This window comes from Meinhardsimonia xiamenensis (assembly GCF_900102905.1).
GTDB classification, from domain to species: Bacteria; Pseudomonadota; Alphaproteobacteria; order Rhodobacterales; family Rhodobacteraceae; genus Meinhardsimonia; species Meinhardsimonia xiamenensis.
Map to the genome: position 1 here is coordinate 1 of NZ_FNFV01000008.1, position 18857 is coordinate 18857.

The window sequence follows — 18857 nt, forward strand, 5'->3', positions numbered from 1 at the left end:
AACTTGGGGATTTCTCTGCCAGGGCCTCGAAAATGCGAAGCCAGACCCCCGCCTTCGCCCACCTGTTGTAGCGATTGTAAACCGTTGTCCGCGGCCCGTAGCGCTCCGGCAGGTCGCGCCACGGCGCACCGGTTCTCAGGATGTAGAAGATGCCCGAGATCACCCGCCGGTCATCAACCCGCGCCACCCCTCGCGGCTTGTTCGGAAGCAGCGGCGCGATGACCGCCCACTCCGCATCGCTCACATCGTGTCTGCCCGTCATGCTCACCTCCGTTTCCGGAAGTGAATCATCACACCGCCAAAAACGGAATCCCATTTATGGGTTCACGACCTAGTTCCCGGAGCCTTCGCCCTGCCCGGCCGCCTCATAGCCCGCCCAGCCCGTCGCCCGCCCCGTCGGCGGCAGTTCCTCCGGTTGCACATGATGCAGCATGTGGGTCTTGGCGATGAAATTTGCCGAGACCGGCGCAGTGATGAACAGGAATACCGAGATCATCAGTTCATGAAAGCTTACCTGTCCATGCGTCAGGGCGAAGTAGAGCATCGAGGCCAGCAAGGCGCCGCCCACGCCCAGCGTCGTCGCCTTGGTCGGGGCATGGAGGCGCTGCAACGTGTCCCTCAACCGGACAAGGCCCCAGGAACCGACGAGCCCGAAGAGGCCGGAGATCACCAGAAGCGCCGAGATCGCGACTTCGGAAAGCTGTGACATGGGCCCCCTCCTACTCGATGATGTTGCCGCGCAGGATGAAGCGGCAATAGGCGACGGTGGACACGAAACCGACCATGGCGATCAGCATCGACACTTCGAAGAAGGTCTGGCTGTCGATCCAGATGCCGTAGAGGACGATCAACGCGATGACGTTGATCACCATGGTGTCGAGCGCGAGGATCCTGTCCGCGGCGCGCGGACCGCGCACGAGTCGATAGAGGTTCAGCAAGAGCCCCAGCGTGAAGCATCCCGTGGCGAAGGCAAGCGCAAGCGTGATCATTCGAATATCTCCTTCAGCCGTCGTTCATACCGGGCCTTGATCTGATCGCGGACGCCGTCCGGGTCGCCGGTGTCGAGGCAATGCACGAGTATGGCGCGACCGTCTGCCGACAGCATTGCCGAAACGGTTCCGGGGGTCATGGTGATCGTTCCGGCCAGAACGGTGATCGCCTCGGGCGTGGTGATATCGAGAGGAACGGCGATCCAGTGCGTCCTGATCCGGTCGAGGCGGCGGAAGAGGATTATGCCGGCCACCACGACATTGGCAACGATGATGTCCCAGATGACCACCACCGCATATTCGATGATGCGCACGGGGCGTCGCAGTCGTGGCCGATCGGGCCAGTAGGGCGCGGTGACGACCGGAATGATGAGGCCGAGGACGAGGCCGAGCACCACGCTGCCCACCGTCACCGTGTTCACCAGGAGCTGCCAGGTGACCGCGAGCGTCAGGGTCAGGAGCGGGTGCGGGAGGATGCGGCGCAGCATCGGTTCAGCTCCCTCCGGCGGCGCGGCTCAGCACCGCCTCGATGTAATCGGCCGGATCGTGCAACTGGGCCGCGGCCTGTTCGAGATACGCGGTCGCCGGCCCGGCAAGCACGGTGAGTGTCAGGAAAGCCGCCATGATCGCACCGATCGCGGCAAGGGCGAGGCCCGGTGCCCTCGGGCGCGCCTCGCCCCCTGCCCCGGCGCCCGTGCCGACAAGCTCCGTCGATTTCCAGAAGATCACGCTCCCGGCCCGCGCAAAGCCCACGATCGTCAGCAGCGACGTCAGCAGGATCGCGGTCCAGAGCAGCACGGCGTGATCGGAGGGCCGCACCGCATCGAGGATCAGAAGCTTGCCGAGGAAGCCCGAAAGGGGAGGCATGCCGGTCATGGCAATCGCCCCGGCAAAGAACAGCGCGGCCAGAAGCCCGTTCTGGGCCGCCGGAGGCGCCGTGACAAGGCGATCAGCCGCCTCGCCCCGCTGGCTGACCACGAGATCGGCCACCAGAAACAGCGCCGCCGCGGCAAAGGTGGAATGGACAAGGTAGAAGAGGGCCGCAACCGTGGTTTCGGGCGCAAAACCCGCAAGCGCGATGAACAGCGTGCCCATCGAGCCGAGCACCGAGAACGAGACCAGAGGCAGAAGCCGGCGCGCGCCAAGCACGCCGAGCGCCCCGACCGCCAGCGTGACGAGCGCCATGACCATCAGGGTGCCGGCCGGCAGCGCTCCCGTCGCGGCGGTCTCGGGCGGGAAGACGATGGCGTAGACGCGCAGGACCGCATAGGCGCCGACCTTCGTCATGATGGCGAAGAGCGCCGCAACCGGTGCGGGGGCGTTGGAATAGGTCCCCGGCAGCCAGAACTGCACGGGAAACAGCGCGGCCTTCACCGCGAAGACCACCATCAGCAGCACCGCCGCAACCCGGACCAGCGCCGAATCCTCGGCCGGTATCTCCTGCACGCGTTGGGCAAGGTCGGCGATGTTGAGCGTGCCGGTCGTCGCATAGATCGTGCCGAGGGCGAAGAGGAACAGAGTCGAGCCGGCGAGGTTCATGATGACATACTGCAGGCCGGCGCGCAGCCTGTCCTTGCCCCCGCCATGGATCATGAGCCCGTAGGAGGCGATGAGCAGAACCTCGAAGAACACGAACAGGTTGAAGATGTCGCCGGTCACGAAGGCGCCGCAGATACCCATCAGCTGGAACTGGAACAGGGCATGAAAGTGCTGCCCGCGCCTGTCCCAGCCGGTGCCGATGGCGTAGGCCAGCACGATCATCCCGAGCACCGCGGTCAGCAGCACCATCATTGCCGAGAGCCGGTCGAGCACAAGCACGATGCCGAACGGCGCGGGCCAGTTGCCGAGCTCGTAGACATGGGTCTGCCCGCCCGCAGCCATCAGGGTCAACCCAACCGCAACCGCCGCGAGCGCCGCGGTGCCGGCCGTGGAGAAGCTGCGCGCCAGCACGATGTCATGGCGCATGACAAAGGCGATGAGCGGTGCCAGCAGCGCCGGCAGCACGACCGGAACGATGATCCAGTGGTTCATTGCCGCTCCTCCACCCGGCCCGGTGCGCGGTCCGGTCCCGCCTCCGCGCGCCCCTCCGGACCAGGGGCCGGGCTGCCTGCCGGCTCCGGGTTGGCGCCTTCATCGGAAGGCATGTTCACGCGGTCGTCGTCGGCCTCGAGATAGGCTCCGAGCGAGAGCATCACCAGAACCGCCGTCATCCCGAACGAGATCACGATGGCGGTCAGCACCAGCGCCTGGGGAAGCGGGTCGGTGTAGCCCGGGGCCGATTTCGCGAGAATCGGCGGAAGGCCCGTGGCCAGCCGACCCGACGAGAAGACGAAGATGTTCACCGCGTAGCTGAGCAGCGCAAGCCCGAGGATCACCGGAAACGACCGCAGCCGGAGCAGCAGATACACCCCGCCCGCGGTCAGCACGCCGATGGAGCTTGCAACGATGAGTTCCATGTCAGCTCTCTTCCTTCTCGCCGTCCGCCGCGCGCCGCGACGGGTCAACGTCCATCGGCTCGATGTTGATCGTCTCGCCGGCGACGCGGGCCATGCGCGACAGGCTGTAGAGCATCAGCATCACCGCACCGAGAACGGTCAGGAACACGCCAAGGTCGAAGATCATGGCGGTGGCAAGTTCGAATTCCTCGATGGGCGGGATGGTGAAGTATCCGTAGCTTGAGGTCAGGAAGGGACGACCGGCCAGCCATGATCCCACTCCCGCCGCACCGGCGATGACCACGCCGGTGCCGATGAGCGCGTGATATTCGATGCGCTGCCGCTCCTGCGCCCACAGAAAGCCCGAAGCCATGTACTGCATGAGGAAGGCGATGGCGACGACGAGGCCAGCCACGAACCCGCCGCCGGGCTGGTTGTGGCCGCGCAGAAACAGGTAGACGCCCACCATGATCGCGATCGGCATCATCACCCGCGTCGCGACCACCATCATCATCGGGTGCCGGTCGCGGCTGCGCGGCGTCGTGTCGCGCCAGTTGCGCAGCCTCCGCCCCGCCGCGCCGGAGAGAAGCGACATCAGCAGCGCATAGATCGTCAACCCGGCAATCCCGAGAACGATGATCTCGCCATAGGTGTCGTATCCGCGGAAGTCGACGAGGATCACGTTCACGACGTTGGTCCCGCCGCCACCGGTCTTGGAATTGGCAAGGTGATACTCCGAGATCGAGCTGAAGTCGCGGGTCAGGAACGCATAGGCGAGCGCCGCGACCCCGATCCCGGCACAGACGGCGATGCCCGCGTCCCGCAGGCGCTGCGCCGGGCTGCTTTCGGCGGGCGTGTGCCGCGGGAGGAAGTTCAGCGCCAGCAGCAGGAGCAGGGTGGTCACGGTCTCGACCGAGATCTGGGTCAGGGCCAGATCGGGCGCCGACAGATACACGAAACCGGCCGAGACCGTCAGCCCGATCACGCCGATCATGATGAGGGCGAGAAAGCGCGTGCGATGAACGGAGATCACGCCGAGCGTGGCCACGATCAGCAGCACGAAGCCCGCGGCCACCGTCGGCGGAATGGGAAGCGGCGGCCGGCTGCCCGGCACATGCGCGCCACCGGCCCACGCCAGCACGCCCAGCACGAGCGCGAAGGCGGCGAACCAGGCCAGGTAGGTGCTGATCGCGCCGCCATGCAGCGCGCGCGTCACCCTGTCGGCGCCGGCGACGCACGCCGCGACGGTCGCATCAAAGATGGCCTTCGCCTCGGGCCGGCGCGCGGCCGCCCATGCGCGCAGCAGCGGCCCGTGCTGCCACAGGAGAATGACCCCGCCGATCACCGCGATCACCGACAGCACAAGCGCCGGATTGACGCCGTGCCAAAGCTTTAGCGAGTAGTAGGGCAACGCGCCCTTGACAACCGCGCCACCGGCAATGGCGACGAGGTCGCCGACGAGCGCGCTTGGCATGAGCCCGATCAGCACAACGAGAAGGGCCAGGAGCGCGGGGCCCGCCCACATGCCCGGAACGGGATCATGCGGCCTGCGCGGGTAGTCCTCGCGCACCGGGCCCAGAAAGACGTGGACGAACAGGCGCAGCGAATAGGCCACCGAAAACACCGCCGCCACCGTTGTCAGCGCCGGGATGATCCACCCGTTGCCCTGCCATGCGGCGTGCGCGGCCGCATCAAGCGTCATCTCCTTTGAGATGAAGCCGTTGAAGGGCGGCAGCCCGGCCATCGACAGCGCGGCGACGAGGGCGATCAGCGCCGTAACCGGCATCAGCCGCGCAAGCCCCCCGAGCCGGCTGATGTCGCGCGTGCCCGTCTCGTGGTCCACGATGCCGGCAACCATGAACAGGGCGGCCTTGAAGGTCAGGTGGTTGATGATGTGAAAGACCGCGACAACGGCGGCGAAGGGCGTGCCGAGGCCAAGGAGAAAGGTCAGAAGGCCCAGGTGGCTGACCGTCGAGTAGGCGAGCAGTGCCTTGAGGTCGTTCTTGAACAGCGCGATCACCGCGCCGACGACCATGGTGACGAGCCCGGTTGTCGCGACGATGTAGAACCACTCCGGCGTGCCGGACAGCACCGGCCAGAGGCGCGCCAGAAGAAAGACGCCCGCCTTCACCATCGTGGCCGAATGCAGGTAGGCCGAGACCGGCGTAGGCGCCGCCATCGCGTGCGGCAACCAGAAGTGAAACGGAAATTGCGCCGACTTCGTGAACGCACCGAGAAGGATCAGCAGCAGCGCCGGCAGATAGAGCGCCGAGGAGCGTATCTCCTCGCCCCGCGTGAGAATCACGCTCAGCTCGTAGCTGCCCGCGATGTCGCCGAGCAACAGGCCCCCGGCGAGCAGGGCCAGCCCCCCCAGGCCGGTCACGGTCAGCGCCATGCGCGCGCCTTGCCGGCCCTCGGGCAGATGCGTCCAGTAGCCGATGAGCAGGAAGGAGGAGAGCGAGGTCAGCTCCCAGAAGATCAGCATCAGCAGGATGTTGTCGGAGAGCACGATGCCCAGCATCGCGCCCTGGAACAGAAGCAGGTAGGTGTAGAACCGCCCGACCGGATCGTCGCCGGACAGATAGAAGCGCGCGTAGATGATGATCAGCGCGCCGACACCGAGGATCATTCCCGCAAAGAGCAGGCCGAGCCCGTCAAGCATGAGGCTGGCGTCGAGGCCGAGCGCGGGAAGCCACTCGATGCGTGCCGTAATCACCTCGCCCGCGAGCACCGAGGGTGCCAGCAGGCCCAGAAGCACGAGTGCAAGCAACGTTGGCGCCAGCGCGAAGGCGGCGCAGACGGTGCGGCCCGCGCGAATCGTCACCCCGGGAATCAGCGCGCCGAGAAACGGTAGCGCCGCGATCAGGAAGAGAAACGTCGAATGCAAGCCTGCCCCCGTTCGCCCTGCGCATCGCGCCCCGAAACCGGGTGCGCGGGCCGTGCCGTTGCAGCCCGTGGCCGGCCGTGGCCGTATTTAAATGCTCAGGCGCGCGCGGCCAAGTCCTGATGGCATCGCGCCGGCGGCGAGGTCGGCAGGCATGACCGCTTGGCCTATGCCTGTGGGCGCGCCGCGCGCCGACGCACGGACCCGGCCGCGCGGCGGGCCGTGCCGGCGGGACGGCGACGCCCCGCCGCGCCGGACGCCGCCTGCTCTCGCCGTTCAGCGCGAGCGGCTCAGTGCAGGATGAACTCGCCGGTCACGTTGCGCCACTCGCCGGGTGCGATCAGCTTGCGATGAGTGAAGCGGACCGAATGCAGGGGCCCCTCGATTTCCTTCTGCCAGAATTCGATGAAGCGGAACAGGCGAGGATGGTCCGGCGCCAGGTCGTAGTCCTGCCAGACGAAGCTGTTGAGGACGTGCGGGTAGTCGGGCAGATGATAGAACATCTCCGCCGTCGTCAGCCCATAGCCCTTCAGCAACAGCTCGGTTTCCGACATTTCCGCCATCGATTGCCTCCATGTGCTGCCTCGTCGTTTTGGAGATGATGTCACGGCGCGGATAAATTTCAATGAAAACAGCCTGTTAGCACCGGCTGCCCGATGCTGCTGCCAAGAGGGCGGCGCGGCGCGGTCGCCTGCTGGATCCGGTCGCCATTGCACACCATATGGGCCAGAGGATATAGTCCCTCCCAACTAGATATTGAGCGAGCCAGAGGCGGCAGACAACGTGAACGACACTCCGGAACGTCCTGAAGACGAAGAAGAAAGCGGCGGCGCGGGCGACAGGGCGCAGTATCCTGTCATCTCCATCGAGCGCGAGATGCGCTCAAGCTATCTCGATTACGCGATGAGCGTGATCGTCTCGCGCGCCATTCCCGACCTGCGCGACGGGCTGAAGCCGGTGCACCGGCGCATCCTCTATGCGATGCACGAGACCGGCAACACCCATGACAAGCCCTACCGCAAGTCTGCCCGCCCCGTGGGCGACGTGATGGGGAAATACCACCCCCATGGCGACGCGGCGATCTACGACGCGCTGGTGCGAATGGCGCAGGACTTCTCCATGTCCCTGCCGCTGCTCGACGGGCAGGGCAACTTCGGCTCGATGGACGGCGACAACCCCGCCGCCATGCGCTACACCGAGGTGCGCATGGCCAAGGCAGCCTCCGCCCTTCTTGCCGACATCGAGAAGGACACCGTCGATTTCCAGCCCAACTACGACGGCAAGGACCGCGAGCCGGTGGTTCTGCCCGCGCGCTTTCCCAACATGCTGGTCAATGGCGCGGGCGGCATTGCCGTGGGCATGGCCACCAACATCCCGCCCCACAACCTCGGCGAGGTGGTGGACGCGACGCTCGCGCTGATCGAAAACCCCGATCTCGATTCGCTGCAGCTGATGGAATACATCCCCGGCCCCGATTTTCCGACCGGTGGGCTGATCCTTGGCCGCTCGGGGGCGCGCAAGGCCTATTTGGAGGGACGCGGCAGCGTCATCATCCGCGCCAGAACCCACATCGAGGAACTGCGCAAGGACCGCTACGCCATCGTCGTCGACGAGATCCCCTATCAGGTCAACAAGGCCGCACTCGTCGAGAAGATCGCCGATCTCGTGCGCGAGAAGAAGATCGAGGGCATCGCCCATGTGCAGGACGAATCCGACCGCCACGGCGTGCGGGTGGTGATCGAACTCAAGCGCGACGCCACGCCCGAGGTGGTGCTCAACCAGCTCTGGCGCTTCACGCCGCTGCAGACGAGCTTCGGCTGCAACATGCTGGCGCTCAACGGCGGCCGGCCAGAGCAGTTGAGCTTGCGGGATTTCCTGCAGTATTTCATCGACTTCCGCGAGGAAGTTGTGACACGGCGCACGGCCTATGACCTCAGACGCGCGCGCGAGCGCAGCCATGTGCTGTGCGGTCTTGCGGTGGCCGTCTCCAACGTGGACGAGGTGGTGGCGACGATCCGCGCCTCCGCCGATGCCGCCGAGGCGCGGGCGCGGCTGATGGAGCGGCGCTGGCCCGCCGCCGAGATCGCCGACTACATCCGGCTCATCGACGACCCCACCCACAAGATGAACGAGGACGGCACCTACAACCTGTCCGAGACGCAGGCGCGTGCCATTCTCGACCTGCGGCTGCAGCGGCTCACGCAGATCGGGGTGAAGGAGGTGACCGACGAGCTTGAGGACCTGGCCGCGAAGATCCGCGACTACCTCGACATCCTGCGCTCGCGCGAGCGCATCCGCGCCATCATCGCCGAGGAGCTCAGGGAGGTGCGCGCGGAATTCGCCGTGCCCCGTCGCACCGAAATCGTCGACTGGGAGGGGGACCTTGACGACGAGGACCTGATCGAGCGCGAGGAGATGGTCGTCACCGTCACCCAGTCGGGCTACATCAAGCGCACGCCGCTCGCCGAGTTCCGCGCCCAGAGGCGCGGCGGCAAGGGGCTCACCGGCATGGCCACCAAGGAGGATGACGCCGTCACCCGCCTCTTCGTGGCCAACACCCACGACCAGCTTCTCTTCTTCACCACCGACGGGATGGTCTACAAGCTCAAGACCTGGCGGCTGCCGCTGGCCGCGCGCAACGCCCGCGGCAAGGCGATCGTCAACATCCTGCCGATCCCGCAGGGCGTCTCCATCGCCGCGATCATGCCCGTGGACCGCCCCGAGGAGGAGTGGGACCAGCTGCAGATCATGTTCGCCACCTCTGCGGGCGACGTGCGGCGCAACGCGCTCTCGGACTTCGTCAACGTCAAGTCCAACGGCAAGATCGCCATGCGCCTGCCCGAGGGCGTGCGGCTCGTCAACGCGCGCATCTGTACCGAGGACGACGACGTGCTCTTGGTCACCGCGATGGGCCGGGCGATCCGCTTCCCCACCACCGAGGTGCGCGTCTTCAAGGGGCGCGAATCGACCGGCGTGCGCGGCATCCGCCTCGCGCCGGGCGACGAGGTGGTGTCGATGGCGATCCTGCGCCACTTCGAGGCCACGCCCGAGGAGCGCGCCGCCTATCTGAAGATGCGCCGGGCCGTGGCCGGGATGACCGAGGAGCCCGAGGCCGACGAGGACGAGCTCGATATGCCCGCCGGCATCGAGTTCAGCCCCGAACGCTATGCCGAGATGTCGGCGGCCGAGGAGCTCATTCTCACCATCACCGCGCGCGGCATGGGCAAGTTGTCCTCTTCGCACGACTATCCGGTGCGCGGCCGGGGCGGTCAGGGCGTGATGGCCTGCGACAAGGCGATGCGCGGCGGGCGGCTGGTGGCGAGCTTCCCGGTGGAGATTGATGACCAGATCATGCTGGTGACCAGCGCGGGCCAGTCGATTCGCGTGCCCGTCGCGGAGATCCCCTTCCGCTCGCGCGCCGCTGGCGGAGTCAAGGTGCTCGACATCCAGCCGGGAGAAGAGGTCGTGTCGGTGGCCTGGATCGCAGAGGGCGAAGACGAGGAGGAGCGGGAGGCGCCACGGAGCGACACCTGAAGCACGACGGCGGGCGGCAGGGCGCAAGACGTTTCACCGCTCTGCCACAATCCGGCCCCGAAGTCGGCGGTTTCGCGGGCTTCTCTGCCACCTGAACGTGATGCAGAAGGCGTTGCGGGAGAGGTGTCATGGGCGAACGTCAACAGCGGAAGGCAGTCAACACCGGGCGCCCCTCGGGGCTACTCGCCGGGCCGCGCGTGCAAGTGGCGCTCACCATCGCGCGGGTATCGCTGGCGCTCTACTTCCTTCTTTCGGCCACGGGACTGGTCAGCGACCCCGTGATTCGCATGCTCTTCGATGGCTATGCCATCGGCGAGCCGGCGCGCCGGCTTCTCGAAGGATCGGTCATCGTTGCCGCGACGCTGGTGCTGTTCGGCGCGGCGACGCGGCCCGCGGCGCTTTATCTCGCGGTGTTCGTGATCTGGTCGGCCGGGCTGCAGGCCCATGGGCGCGTCGAGGCACAGGCTAGCGCGATCCCGGGCGCACTCGCCCTTTTCGCGGGCATGGTGCTCATCGCCGTCGACGCCCCCGAAAGCCCGCGCCGCCGCCGTCGCCCGGAGGGACCGATCCGCCCGCGCCGCATTGCGCCGAGGCGGGCCCTCCCGCTCAAGCGCGCCCCGCGAGGGCTGCCCCGGCCGGGCCGACCAGCCAGCGTTTCCCGCGCCGATCTTGATGAGACGCCCAACATCTTTGCCGACATCTGGGAGGAGGAAGCGGCCTGAGCGCGCCTCCCCAAGGTGCCCGGAAAGGCCCCGCCCTGCCCCGGCGGGGCCTTTTCATTGCCCGCGCGCGCGCCTAACTAGGCGATCATGTCCGACACGCTTCACATCATCGGCGGCGGCATGGCCGGGGTCGAGGCTGCCTGGGCGGCGGCGGGTGCCGGCGTGCCTGTCGTTATCCACGAGATGCGACCCGAGAAAGGCACCTTCGCCCACCGCACGGGCAAGCTCGCCGAGATGGTCTGCTCGAACTCCTTCCGCTCCGACGACGACGAGAACAACGCCGTCGGCCTTTTGCACTGGGAGATGCGCGCGGCCGGAAGCCTGGTGATGCGTGCGGCTGACGCCAACCGGGTGCCCGCGGGCGGCGCGCTGGCGGTGGACCGCGAAGGCTTCTCCGACGCCGTCACCGCCGCCATCGAGGCGCATCCGCTCATCACCGTCGAGCGCGGCGAGATCACCGCGCTGCCCGAGGCGGGCCACTGGATCATCGCCACCGGCCCCCTCACCTCGGGCGCGCTCGCCGAGGCCATCGCCGCCGAAACCGGGGCCGAGGCGCTGGCCTTCTTCGATGCGATCGCCCCCATCGTCCATGCCGATTCCATCGACATGACGGTGGCCTGGGCGCAGTCGCGATATGACAAGGGCGAGACCGAGGAGGAGCGCCGCGCCTACATCAACTGCCCGATGACGCGGGAACAGTACGAGGCCTTCATCGACGCGCTTCTCGCGGCCGAGAAGACCGAGTTCCGCGAGGGCGAGACGGCGCAGTATTTCGACGGCTGCCTGCCGATCGAGGTGATGGCCGAGCGCGGGCGCGAGACGCTGCGCCACGGGCCGATGAAGCCCGTGGGCCTCACCAACCCGCACAAGCCGGGCGAGAAGCCCTATGCCGTGGTCCAGCTGCGCCAGGACAACGCGCTTGGCACGCTCTACAACATGGTCGGCTTTCAGACCAAGATGAAATATGGCGCACAAGTCGATGTTTTTCGGATGATTCCCGGCCTTGAGAATGCGCGGTTCGCGCGCCTTGGCGGCATTCACCGCAACAGCTTCATCAACTCGCCAAGGCTTCTCGACCGGGAGATGCGGCTGAAGTCGAAGCCGCACATCCGTTTCGCCGGCCAGATCACCGGGGTCGAGGGCTATGTTGAATCGGCGGCGATGGGCATTCTCGCCGGACGGCTGGCCGCGGGGGAGATCCTCGGCCGTCCCATCGCCCCGCCCCCGCCGGAGACGGCCACCGGCGCGCTTCTGGCCCACATCACCGGCGGGGCGGACGCGAAGACCTTCCAGCCGATGAACGTGAATTTCGGCCTCTTTCCGCCCATCGAGGCGCGCGGTGGGCGCAAGGGCCGGCGCGAGCGCTACCGCGCCTATACCGACCGCGCCAAGGCCGCCTTCACCGCCTGGCTTGCCGAGAATGCCCTCGCCGCGGCCTGAGGGAGCGTCCGCCTACGCGACCCGCTTTGCGCCCTCGCCCACGGGGCTTCTGCACCTCGGCCACGCCTACTCCGCGCTCGTCGCGGCGGAGCGCGCGCGCGCGCACGGCGGGCGATTCCTCCTGCGCATCGAGGACATCGACACCCCCCGCTGCCGGCCCGAATACGAGGCGGCGATCTACGAGGATCTCGCCTGGCTCGGTCTTGAGTGGGAAGAGCCGGTGATGCGCCAGTCCGACCGACGCGCGGCGCATGACGCCGCGCTGAAGCGGCTGGGGGAGATGGGCCTTCTCTACCCCTGCCGCTGCACCCGCGGCGACATCCGCGCGGCCCTCTCCGCCCCGCAGGAAGGCGCGCCTGTGATCGGCCCTGACGGTCTCGTCTATCCCGGCACCTGCCGTGGCCGCGCACTGGAGGAGGCCGGCGCGGGCGACGCGCTCAGGCTCGACATGGCCCGCGCGCTCGAGCGGCTGGGGCGCGCGCGCATCGCCTTCACCGAAACCGGCGGGGTGGTGAAGGAGCCGTCCGAGATGAGCGCCGCGCAGATCATCGAGGGCATCGGCGATGTGGTGCTGGCGCGGCGCGACATCGGCACCTCCTATCACCTCAGCGTGGTGGTGGACGATGCCGCGCAAGGGATCACCGAGGTGGTGCGGGGGGCCGATCTCTTCGCCGCCACCTTCATCCACCGGCTCTTGCAGGAACTTCTGGGCCTGCCCGAACCCGCCTATCACCACCACCGCCTGATTCGCGACGAAGCGGGCCGCAGGCTTGCCAAGCGTGACGATGCGCGCGCCATCCGCCGCTACCGCGAGGAGGGCTCAACGCCCGAGGACATCCACCGCATGTTGGGGCTGGAAGCGGCTGACAGTTGAGCGCTTCGCAGATGATCGAACTTGCCCCTTGCCCGGGGCGCATGGTGGCCCGGGCATGCGCCCGCCCGCCCCCAGGCGGGCGCATTCGCGCCCACCCGGGCGGACGCATGCCCTCCGTCCCACCCGTGGGCGAGTTCCACCGCAGGCAACCTTCTCCAACCTTGCCATGCACTGTCCGGCCCTCCGCGGGAGCGAGGCACGCGCCTCACGTCGAAGCTTCAGGCTCCATCAGCACCACCTCCTCGCCATCGCGGATCGCGGTGTAGAAGCAGGTACGCCGCAGCGTGTGGCAGGCCGGCCCGGTTTGGCGCACGAGAAGCAGAAGCGTGTCGCGGTCGCAATCCACCCGCATCTCCACGAGCTCCTGAACGTTGCCCGAGCTCTCCCCCTTCACCCAGAAGGCCTGGCGCGAGCGCGACCAGTAGGTGACCCGCCCCGTCTTGAGCGTGCGCCGCACGGCTTCGGCGTTCATCCACGCCATCATCAGAACCTCGCCCGTCTCCGCCTCCTGGGCGATGGCGGGGATGAGGCCGCGCGCGTCATAGCGAAGCGTCTCGGGGTCGAAGGGCATCTGTCGTCTTCCCATGGATCAGATCCCGGCCTATCTAGAAGGCAGGCCGGCCGAGGGAAAGAGATGAGCGACACCGATCTGATCAAGCTTTACTCCGGGCGCATCCTCGAGCTTGCCGCCTCCATCCCTCATACCGAGCGGCTGAAGGCCCCGCAGGCCAGCGTGAAACGCCGCTCGCCGCTCTGCGGCTCAACGATCACGGTCGATGTGGTGCTCGACGATCAGGGTCGCATCGCCGAATTCGGGCAGGATGTGAAGGCCTGCGCACTGGGTCAGGCGGCGGCATCGATCGTCGGGGCGAACGCCATCGGCCGGACGCGCGCCGAGATCGAGCGCGCGCGCGACCAACTGCGCGCCATGCTCAAGGAGGACGGCCCCACGCCCGACGCCCCCTTCGAGGAGCTTGAGGTGCTGCGCCCCGCGCGCGACTTCCGCAACCGTCACGCCTCGATCATGCTTGCGCTGGAGGCCACCGCCGAGGCCATGGAAGAGGCCGAGAAGGCCGCCTGCGCGTGATCCTCACCCAGTGAAAAAAAGCCGCCGCGCTCCCGAGGGGGAGGCGGCGGAAGTGATGCGACTGTCGGAGCGTGGCCGGCTCGCTGGCGGGGGAGGCAGACCCCGCGGTGCAGCGCGCACGATGGGGACGAGGGCGCGCGGGCCGGCCGGAACAGATCGCAGGCAGAAACTCCTCTCAGAAGGCGCTCGGCAGGTGCAGGAAGGCCACCAGCATCACCGCGAGCGAGAACGCGCCCAGAAAGTCGCCGGCAAGCGTTTCGGGGCTTTCGCGGAAAAGCGCTCTCAATCTGGCGATCATGGCCGTGACCTCCCTCACTCATGTTGCTCATTTGTTCTCACAGTCGGCACACATTGTAAAGAACTTTTTAAGAACATTCGTGAACGTTTCGCGGTGCGCCGATTCGCGCCGGCCATTCCCCGCCCTGCCTCGGCGATTGGCCGCTGGACCTGCCCCACGCCAGCCCCTACACATCGAAGCGGTATGTCAGGGGGCAGCTGATGGCCGACGAAAGCGAATATCGCGTCTCGCCCTGGGCGTCTGTACCGGTGGAGCAGCTCACGCGCCGCCAGGCGGCGGAGGAGCTTGCCTGGCTCGCCCGCGCCATCGCCCGGGCCGACCGCGCCTATTACCTTGAGAACGCGCCCGAGATCTCGGACGCCGAATATGACGCGCTGAAGCGGCGCAATGCCGCCATCGAGGCCCGCTTTCCCGATCTCAAGCGCCCCGACAGCCCCTCCGAGCGTGTGGGCGCCCCGCCCGCCTCTGGCTTTGCCAAGATACGCCACCGCGTGCCGATGCTCTCGCTCGCCAACGCCTTCGAGGAAGAGGAGGTGCGCGACTTCGACCGCTCGGTGAAGACCTATCTCGGCCTGCCCCCCGAGACGGTCATCGACTACACCGCCGAGCCCAAGATTGACGGGCTTGGCATCTCCCTGCGCTACGAGAGGGGCGAGCTCGTCACCGCCGCCACCCGTGGCGACGGGGTGACGGGTGAGGATGTCACCGCCAACGCCCGAACCATCTCCGACATTCCCCAGCATCTGGAAGGTGCGCCGGAGATCCTCGAGGTGCGCGGCGAGGTCTACATGAGCCACGCCGATTTCGAGGCGCTCAACGCGCGCCAGGAGGCCGCGGGCGAAAAGCTCTTCGCCAACCCCCGCAACGCCGCCGCGGGCTCGCTGCGCCAGCTCGACCCGGAGGTGACGCGCCAGCGACCCTTGCGCTTTTTCGCCTACGCCTGGGGAGAAGTGAGCGAAGAGCTCGCGCCAACGCAAATCGAGGCCTACCGCCGCCTTGCGGCGCTGGGCTTTCCGATCAACCCGCTGGCCAAGCTCTGCCACGGTATCGAGGAAGCGCTGGCCCATTACCGCGAGATCGAGGCCCAACGCGCCACGCTGGGCTATGACATCGACGGGGTGGTCTACAAGGTCAACGATCTGGCGCTGCAGCGCCGGCTGGGCGCGCGCTCGACCACGCCGCGCTGGGCCATCGCGCACAAGTTCTCGCCCGAGCGGGCCTGGACGCGGCTTGAGAAGATCGTCATCCAGGTCGGCCGCACCGGGGCGCTGAGCCCCGTGGCGCATCTGACGCCGGTGACGGTGGGCGGCGTCGTGGTCAAGCGCGCCACGCTCCACAACGAGGATTACATCGCCGGGCGCGACGCGCAGGGCAACCCCATCCGCGGCGGCAAGGACATCCGCGAGGGCGACTGGGTGGAGGTCTATCGCGCGGGCGACGTGATCCCGAAGATCGCCGATGTCGACCTCTCCCGCCGCCCGCCGGATTCGAAGCCTTTCGTCTTTCCCACCCGCTGCCCCGAATGCGGCTCGGAGGCGGTGCGCGAGCCGGGGGATGCGGTGCGCCGCTGCACAGGCGGGCTCGGCTGCCCGGCGCAGGTGGTGGAAAAGCTCCGGCATTTCGTCTCCCGGCCCGCCTTCGACATCGAGGGGCTCGGCGAGAAGCAGGTGGAGGAGTTCTATCTTCTCTGCTGGATCCGGGAGCCTGCCGACATCTTCACCCTGCGCGCGCGCGACGCGGCCGGGCGCAAGGCGCTCCTTGACTGGCGCGAGGCGCTGGCCGCGCTCCATGACGAGGACCGGCGCCACGAGATGCGCCGGCGGCTGGCCGAGCATCTGCGCCTTGAGCATCCTTCCGACGAGGCGATCACCGAGGCCTTCGAGGCGCGCAGCCGCACCCCGCTCGCCCGGCAATACGGCTGGGGCGAGCGCAGCGCCTCGCGGCTTTTCGCGGCCATCGAGGCGCGCCGGCGCATCCCGCTCGACCGGCTGATTTTCGCACTCGGCATCCGCCATGTGGGCGAGGTCGCCGCCGCCACGCTGGCCCGGCACTACAATAGTTGGGAGAATTTCATTGCCGCGATGGACGCCGCCGCGCCTCGGGAGGGGCCCGCGTGGGAGGAACTTCTGGCCATCGACGGGGTCGGCGAGGTGATGGCCAGAAGCCTCGTCACCGCCTTCCACCAGCCCGCCGAACGCGCGGTGATCGATCGGCTCATCGCCCAGCTTGAAGAGATCGAGCCGGTCGAGGCGCCCGCCGTCGAGGGCAGCCCCATCGCCGGCAAGACGATCGTGTTCACCGGCACGCTCGAGCACATGACCCGGGCCGAGGCCAAGGCGCGGGCCGAGGCGTTGGGGGCGAAGGTTTCGAGCAGTGTCTCGGCGAAGACCGATCTGGTGGTCGCGGGGCCCGGTGCCGGATCAAAGCTCGCCAAGGCCACGCAGCTCGGCGTGCAGGTGATCGACGAGCAGGAGTGGCTGAAGCTGATCGGCGAGGCGTGATGGGCCGGCCGCCCATCCTCTACCCGCTGTTCGCGGAGGTGGAGACGCTGCCCGGCGTCGGCCCCCGCATCGCCAAGCTCCTCGCGCAGATGGGCATCACCCGGCCGCGTGACCTTATCTTCACGCTGCCGCACTCGGGCATCGAGCGGCGCCGCATGGCCACGGTGCAGGGCGCGGCGCTGCCGGCCACGGTGGTGGTGGAGGTGGAGGTCATGCGCCATCTGCCGCCGCGCGCCAAGGGCCGGCCCTGGCGGGTGGAGGTGCGTGACCGCGCGCTTTCCTTCCAGCTCGTCTTCTTCCACCCGCGCGAGGACTGGATCCGCGCACAGCTTCCCGTCGGCGCGCGGCGCGTCGTCTCGGGGCGGGCGGAACTCTTCGACGGGATGGTGCAGATGCCCCATCCCGACTACATCGTCCCGCCCGAGGCGGCCGATGACATCCCCGGTTTCGAGCCGGTCTATCCGCTCACCCAGGGGCTTTCCCAGAAAACCATGGCACGGGTGGTGGCCGAGGCTCTCAAGCGTGTGCCCGAGCTCGACGAGTGGATCGACCCCTCCCTGCGCGCCCGCGAGGCATGGCCGCGCTGGCACGAGGCGCTGGCCGAGGCGCATCATCCGCTGACGCCTCACGAGCTCGAGCGCGACGCGCCCGCCCGCCAGCGCCTCGCCTATGACGAGCTCTTTGCCCATCAGCTCACGCTCGCGCTTGCCCGGCTTCATCTGCGGCGCGCCAAAGGGCGGGTGACGCAGGGCGACGGGCGGCTCCGGGCGAAGGTGCTCGCCGCCCTGCCCTACACGCCCACCCGCGCCCAGCTGCGCGCGGTGGAGGAGATCGCCGCCGACATGGCCCGGCCGGAGCGGATGAACCGGCTCCTGCAGGGCGATGTGGGCGCGGGCAAGACGCTGGTTGCCTTCCTCGCGCTGCTCATCGCGGTCGAGGCGGGTGGTCAGGGCGCGCTGATGGCGCCGACCGAGATCCTCGCCCGCCAGCACCTCGCCGCGATGCGCCCGCTTGCGGAGGCCGCGGGCGTGCGGGTGGAGATCCTCACCGGCCGGGACAAGGGCGCGGAGCGGGCGGCCAAGCTGGAGCGCCTCGCCGCCGGCGAGATCGACATTCTCGTCGGCACCCATGCGCTCTTCCAGAAGGAGGTGACGTTTCGCGACCTGCGGCTTGCGGTCGTCGACGAGCAGCACCGCTTCGGCGTTGCCCAGCGCATGGAGCTTGGCGCCAAGGGGCGGGCGGCCGACATGCTGGTGATGACAGCCACGCCCATCCCCCGCAGCCTCGCGCTTGCCCATTACGGCGACATGGATGTCTCGCTTCTCGACGAGAAGCCGCCGGGGCGCAAGCCGGTCAAGACGGCGCTGGTCTCCTCGGCCCGCTACGAGGAGGTCGTTGCGCATCTGCGCGAGGCGGTGGCGCAGGGGCGGCAGGCCTACTGGGTGTGCCCGCTCGTCGAGGAGTCGGAGACGCTCGAGGCCACGGCCGCCGAGGAACGCTTCCGCGCCTTGCGCGCGGCGCTTGGCGAGGGTGTCGTGGGCCTCGTGCACGGGCAGATGCCCCCCGCCGAGAAGGATGCCGCCATGGCCGATTTCGAGGCCGGGCGAACGCGGGTTCTGGTCGCAACCACGGTGATCGAGGTCGGCGTGGACGTGCCCAACGCCACGATCATGGTCATCGAGCATGCCGAGCGTTTCGGGCTTGCCCAGCTCCATCAGCTGCGCGGCCGCGTCGGGCGCGGATCGGCGCAATCCACCTGCCTGCTGATGTATCACCCGCCCTTGACCGATTCGGCCCGCAGGCGCCTCGAGATCCTGCGCGAAACGGAAGACGGCTTCCGCATCGCCGAGGAGGATCTGGCCATGCGCGGTGCGGGCGACGTGATCGGCACGGCGCAGTCAGGCCTGCCGCGCTTTCGCATCGCTGACCTCGAGCGTCAGGCGGCGCTCATGGCGCTCGCCCAGTCGGACGCGCGCAAGCTTCTCGCCGAAGACCCCGAGCTGCGCTCCCAACGCGGCGAGGCCGCGCGCGTGCTCCTGTGGCTGATGGAGGAGGAAAAGGCCATTCGTCTCATCAAGGTGGGCTGACCGCCC

17 protein-coding genes are annotated in these 18857 nt (G+C 68.1%); 7 read left to right on the forward strand and 10 right to left on the reverse strand.

Annotated elements, in window-relative coordinates; genetic code table 11:
* The 8 genes from BLQ14_RS13640 to BLQ14_RS13675 all read right to left on the reverse strand — a co-directional run.
* Window positions 1-262 (reverse strand): IS5 family transposase (locus BLQ14_RS13640; protein WP_143004502.1); only part of this gene is annotated, 262 nt, incomplete at its 3' end.
* 69 nt (window positions 263-331) lie between these two features.
* Window positions 332-709, reverse strand: a complete 378-nt coding sequence (locus BLQ14_RS13645) for a Na+/H+ antiporter subunit G (protein ID WP_092501131.1) — start codon at window positions 707-709, stop codon at window positions 332-334.
* A gap of 10 nt (window positions 710-719) precedes the next feature.
* Window positions 720-989, reverse strand: coding sequence for a K+/H+ antiporter subunit F (locus BLQ14_RS13650; protein WP_092501132.1), 270 nt, complete (start codon window positions 987-989; stop codon window positions 720-722).
* Window positions 986-1477: a Na+/H+ antiporter subunit E gene (locus BLQ14_RS13655; RefSeq protein ID WP_092501133.1), complete on the reverse strand. Its 492-nt coding sequence runs from the start codon at window positions 1475-1477 to the stop codon at window positions 986-988. The genes BLQ14_RS13650 and BLQ14_RS13655 overlap by 4 nt, the downstream gene beginning before the upstream one ends.
* Before the next feature lie 4 nt (window positions 1478-1481).
* A complete protein-coding gene (locus tag BLQ14_RS13660; RefSeq protein WP_092501134.1) occupies window positions 1482-3020 on the reverse strand; it encodes a monovalent cation/H+ antiporter subunit D in 1539 nt (512 codons plus the stop codon).
* Window positions 3017-3445 carry a Na+/H+ antiporter subunit C gene (locus BLQ14_RS13665; protein ID WP_092501135.1) on the reverse strand — a complete coding sequence of 143 codons (429 nt, stop codon included), beginning with the start codon at window positions 3443-3445 and terminating at the stop codon, window positions 3017-3019. The genes BLQ14_RS13660 and BLQ14_RS13665 overlap by 4 nt, the downstream gene beginning before the upstream one ends.
* Window position 3446: 1 nt before the next feature.
* On the reverse strand, window positions 3447-6311 hold the full coding sequence (locus tag BLQ14_RS13670) for a monovalent cation/H+ antiporter subunit A (RefSeq protein WP_092501136.1): 2865 nt from the start codon (window positions 6309-6311) through the stop codon (window positions 3447-3449).
* Window positions 6312-6598: 287 nt separating this feature from the next.
* On the reverse strand, window positions 6599-6871 hold the full coding sequence (locus BLQ14_RS13675) for an usg protein (RefSeq protein ID WP_092501137.1): 273 nt from the start codon (window positions 6869-6871) through the stop codon (window positions 6599-6601).
* 313 nt (window positions 6872-7184) lie between these two features.
* On the opposite strand from BLQ14_RS13675, the gene gyrA reads away from it, so the two are divergent.
* The 4 genes from gyrA (at window position 7185) to gluQRS (ending at window position 12878) form a co-directional block, all read left to right on the forward strand.
* A complete protein-coding gene (gyrA, locus tag BLQ14_RS13680) occupies window positions 7185-9842 on the forward strand; it encodes a DNA gyrase subunit A (protein ID WP_425412114.1) in 2658 nt (885 codons plus the stop codon).
* Between the two features lie 128 nt (window positions 9843-9970).
* Window positions 9971-10564 carry a hypothetical protein gene (locus tag BLQ14_RS13685; protein ID WP_092501138.1) on the forward strand — a complete coding sequence of 198 codons (594 nt, stop codon included), beginning with the start codon at window positions 9971-9973 and terminating at the stop codon, window positions 10562-10564.
* An 87-nt stretch (window positions 10565-10651) separates the two neighbouring features.
* Window positions 10652-12004, forward strand: a complete 1353-nt coding sequence (gene trmFO, locus BLQ14_RS13690) for a methylenetetrahydrofolate--tRNA-(uracil(54)-C(5))-methyltransferase (FADH(2)-oxidizing) TrmFO (protein WP_092501139.1) — start codon at window positions 10652-10654, stop codon at window positions 12002-12004.
* Window positions 11985-12878, forward strand: coding sequence for a tRNA glutamyl-Q(34) synthetase GluQRS (gene gluQRS, locus BLQ14_RS13695; RefSeq protein ID WP_092501140.1), 894 nt, complete (start codon window positions 11985-11987; stop codon window positions 12876-12878). The genes trmFO and gluQRS overlap by 20 nt, the downstream gene beginning before the upstream one ends.
* Before the next feature lie 205 nt (window positions 12879-13083).
* Here gluQRS and hisI read toward each other — a convergent pair whose 3' ends face one another.
* Complete coding sequence (gene hisI / locus BLQ14_RS13700) at window positions 13084-13449, reverse strand: phosphoribosyl-AMP cyclohydrolase (RefSeq protein WP_092501141.1); 366 nt, start codon at window positions 13447-13449, stop codon at window positions 13084-13086.
* A 63-nt stretch (window positions 13450-13512) separates the two neighbouring features.
* Between hisI and BLQ14_RS13705 the strand changes: the two genes are divergently transcribed.
* Window positions 13513-13965: an iron-sulfur cluster assembly scaffold protein gene (locus BLQ14_RS13705; protein ID WP_092501142.1), complete on the forward strand. Its 453-nt coding sequence runs from the start codon at window positions 13513-13515 to the stop codon at window positions 13963-13965.
* 175 nt (window positions 13966-14140) lie between these two features.
* On the opposite strand, the gene BLQ14_RS15640 is transcribed toward BLQ14_RS13705, so the two are convergent.
* The gene (locus BLQ14_RS15640) at window positions 14141-14263 is read right to left on the reverse strand and encodes a hypothetical protein (RefSeq protein ID WP_281220857.1); all 123 of its coding nucleotides are present in this window, start codon (window positions 14261-14263) and stop codon (window positions 14141-14143) included.
* A 200-nt stretch (window positions 14264-14463) separates the two neighbouring features.
* On the opposite strand from BLQ14_RS15640, the gene ligA reads away from it, so the two are divergent.
* The gene (gene ligA / locus BLQ14_RS13710) at window positions 14464-16764 is read left to right on the forward strand and encodes an NAD-dependent DNA ligase LigA (protein ID WP_092501143.1); all 2301 of its coding nucleotides are present in this window, start codon (window positions 14464-14466) and stop codon (window positions 16762-16764) included.
* Window positions 16764-18851, forward strand: a complete 2088-nt coding sequence (recG, locus tag BLQ14_RS13715) for an ATP-dependent DNA helicase RecG (protein WP_092501144.1) — start codon at window positions 16764-16766, stop codon at window positions 18849-18851. The genes ligA and recG overlap by 1 nt, the downstream gene beginning before the upstream one ends.
* Window positions 18852-18857 lie beyond the last annotated feature (6 nt).

Coding starts and splice junctions, on each gene's coding strand:
- BLQ14_RS13645 (WP_092501131.1), bottom strand. CDS start 709: ATGTCACAGCTTTCCGAAGTCGCGATCTCGGCGCTTCTGGTGATCTCC.
- BLQ14_RS13650 (WP_092501132.1), bottom strand. CDS start 989: ATGATCACGCTTGCGCTTGCCTTCGCCACGGGATGCTTCACGCTGGGG.
- BLQ14_RS13655 (WP_092501133.1), bottom strand. CDS start 1,477: ATGCTGCGCCGCATCCTCCCGCACCCGCTCCTGACCCTGACGCTCGCG.
- BLQ14_RS13660 (WP_092501134.1), bottom strand. CDS start 3,020: ATGAACCACTGGATCATCGTTCCGGTCGTGCTGCCGGCGCTGCTGGCA.
- BLQ14_RS13665 (WP_092501135.1), bottom strand. CDS start 3,445: ATGGAACTCATCGTTGCAAGCTCCATCGGCGTGCTGACCGCGGGCGGG.
- BLQ14_RS13675 (WP_092501137.1), bottom strand. CDS start 6,871: ATGGCGGAAATGTCGGAAACCGAGCTGTTGCTGAAGGGCTATGGGCTG.
- gyrA (WP_425412114.1), top strand. CDS start 7,185: ATGCGCTCAAGCTATCTCGATTACGCGATGAGCGTGATCGTCTCGCGC.
- BLQ14_RS13685 (WP_092501138.1), top strand. CDS start 9,971: ATGGGCGAACGTCAACAGCGGAAGGCAGTCAACACCGGGCGCCCCTCG.
- trmFO (WP_092501139.1), top strand. CDS start 10,652: ATGTCCGACACGCTTCACATCATCGGCGGCGGCATGGCCGGGGTCGAG.
- gluQRS (WP_092501140.1), top strand. CDS start 11,985: ATGCCCTCGCCGCGGCCTGAGGGAGCGTCCGCCTACGCGACCCGCTTT.
- hisI (WP_092501141.1), bottom strand. CDS start 13,449: ATGCCCTTCGACCCCGAGACGCTTCGCTATGACGCGCGCGGCCTCATC.
- BLQ14_RS13705 (WP_092501142.1), top strand. CDS start 13,513: ATGAGCGACACCGATCTGATCAAGCTTTACTCCGGGCGCATCCTCGAG.
- BLQ14_RS15640 (WP_281220857.1), bottom strand. CDS start 14,263: ATGATCGCCAGATTGAGAGCGCTTTTCCGCGAAAGCCCCGAAACGCTT.
- ligA (WP_092501143.1), top strand. CDS start 14,464: ATGGCCGACGAAAGCGAATATCGCGTCTCGCCCTGGGCGTCTGTACCG.
- recG (WP_092501144.1), top strand. CDS start 16,764: ATGGGCCGGCCGCCCATCCTCTACCCGCTGTTCGCGGAGGTGGAGACG.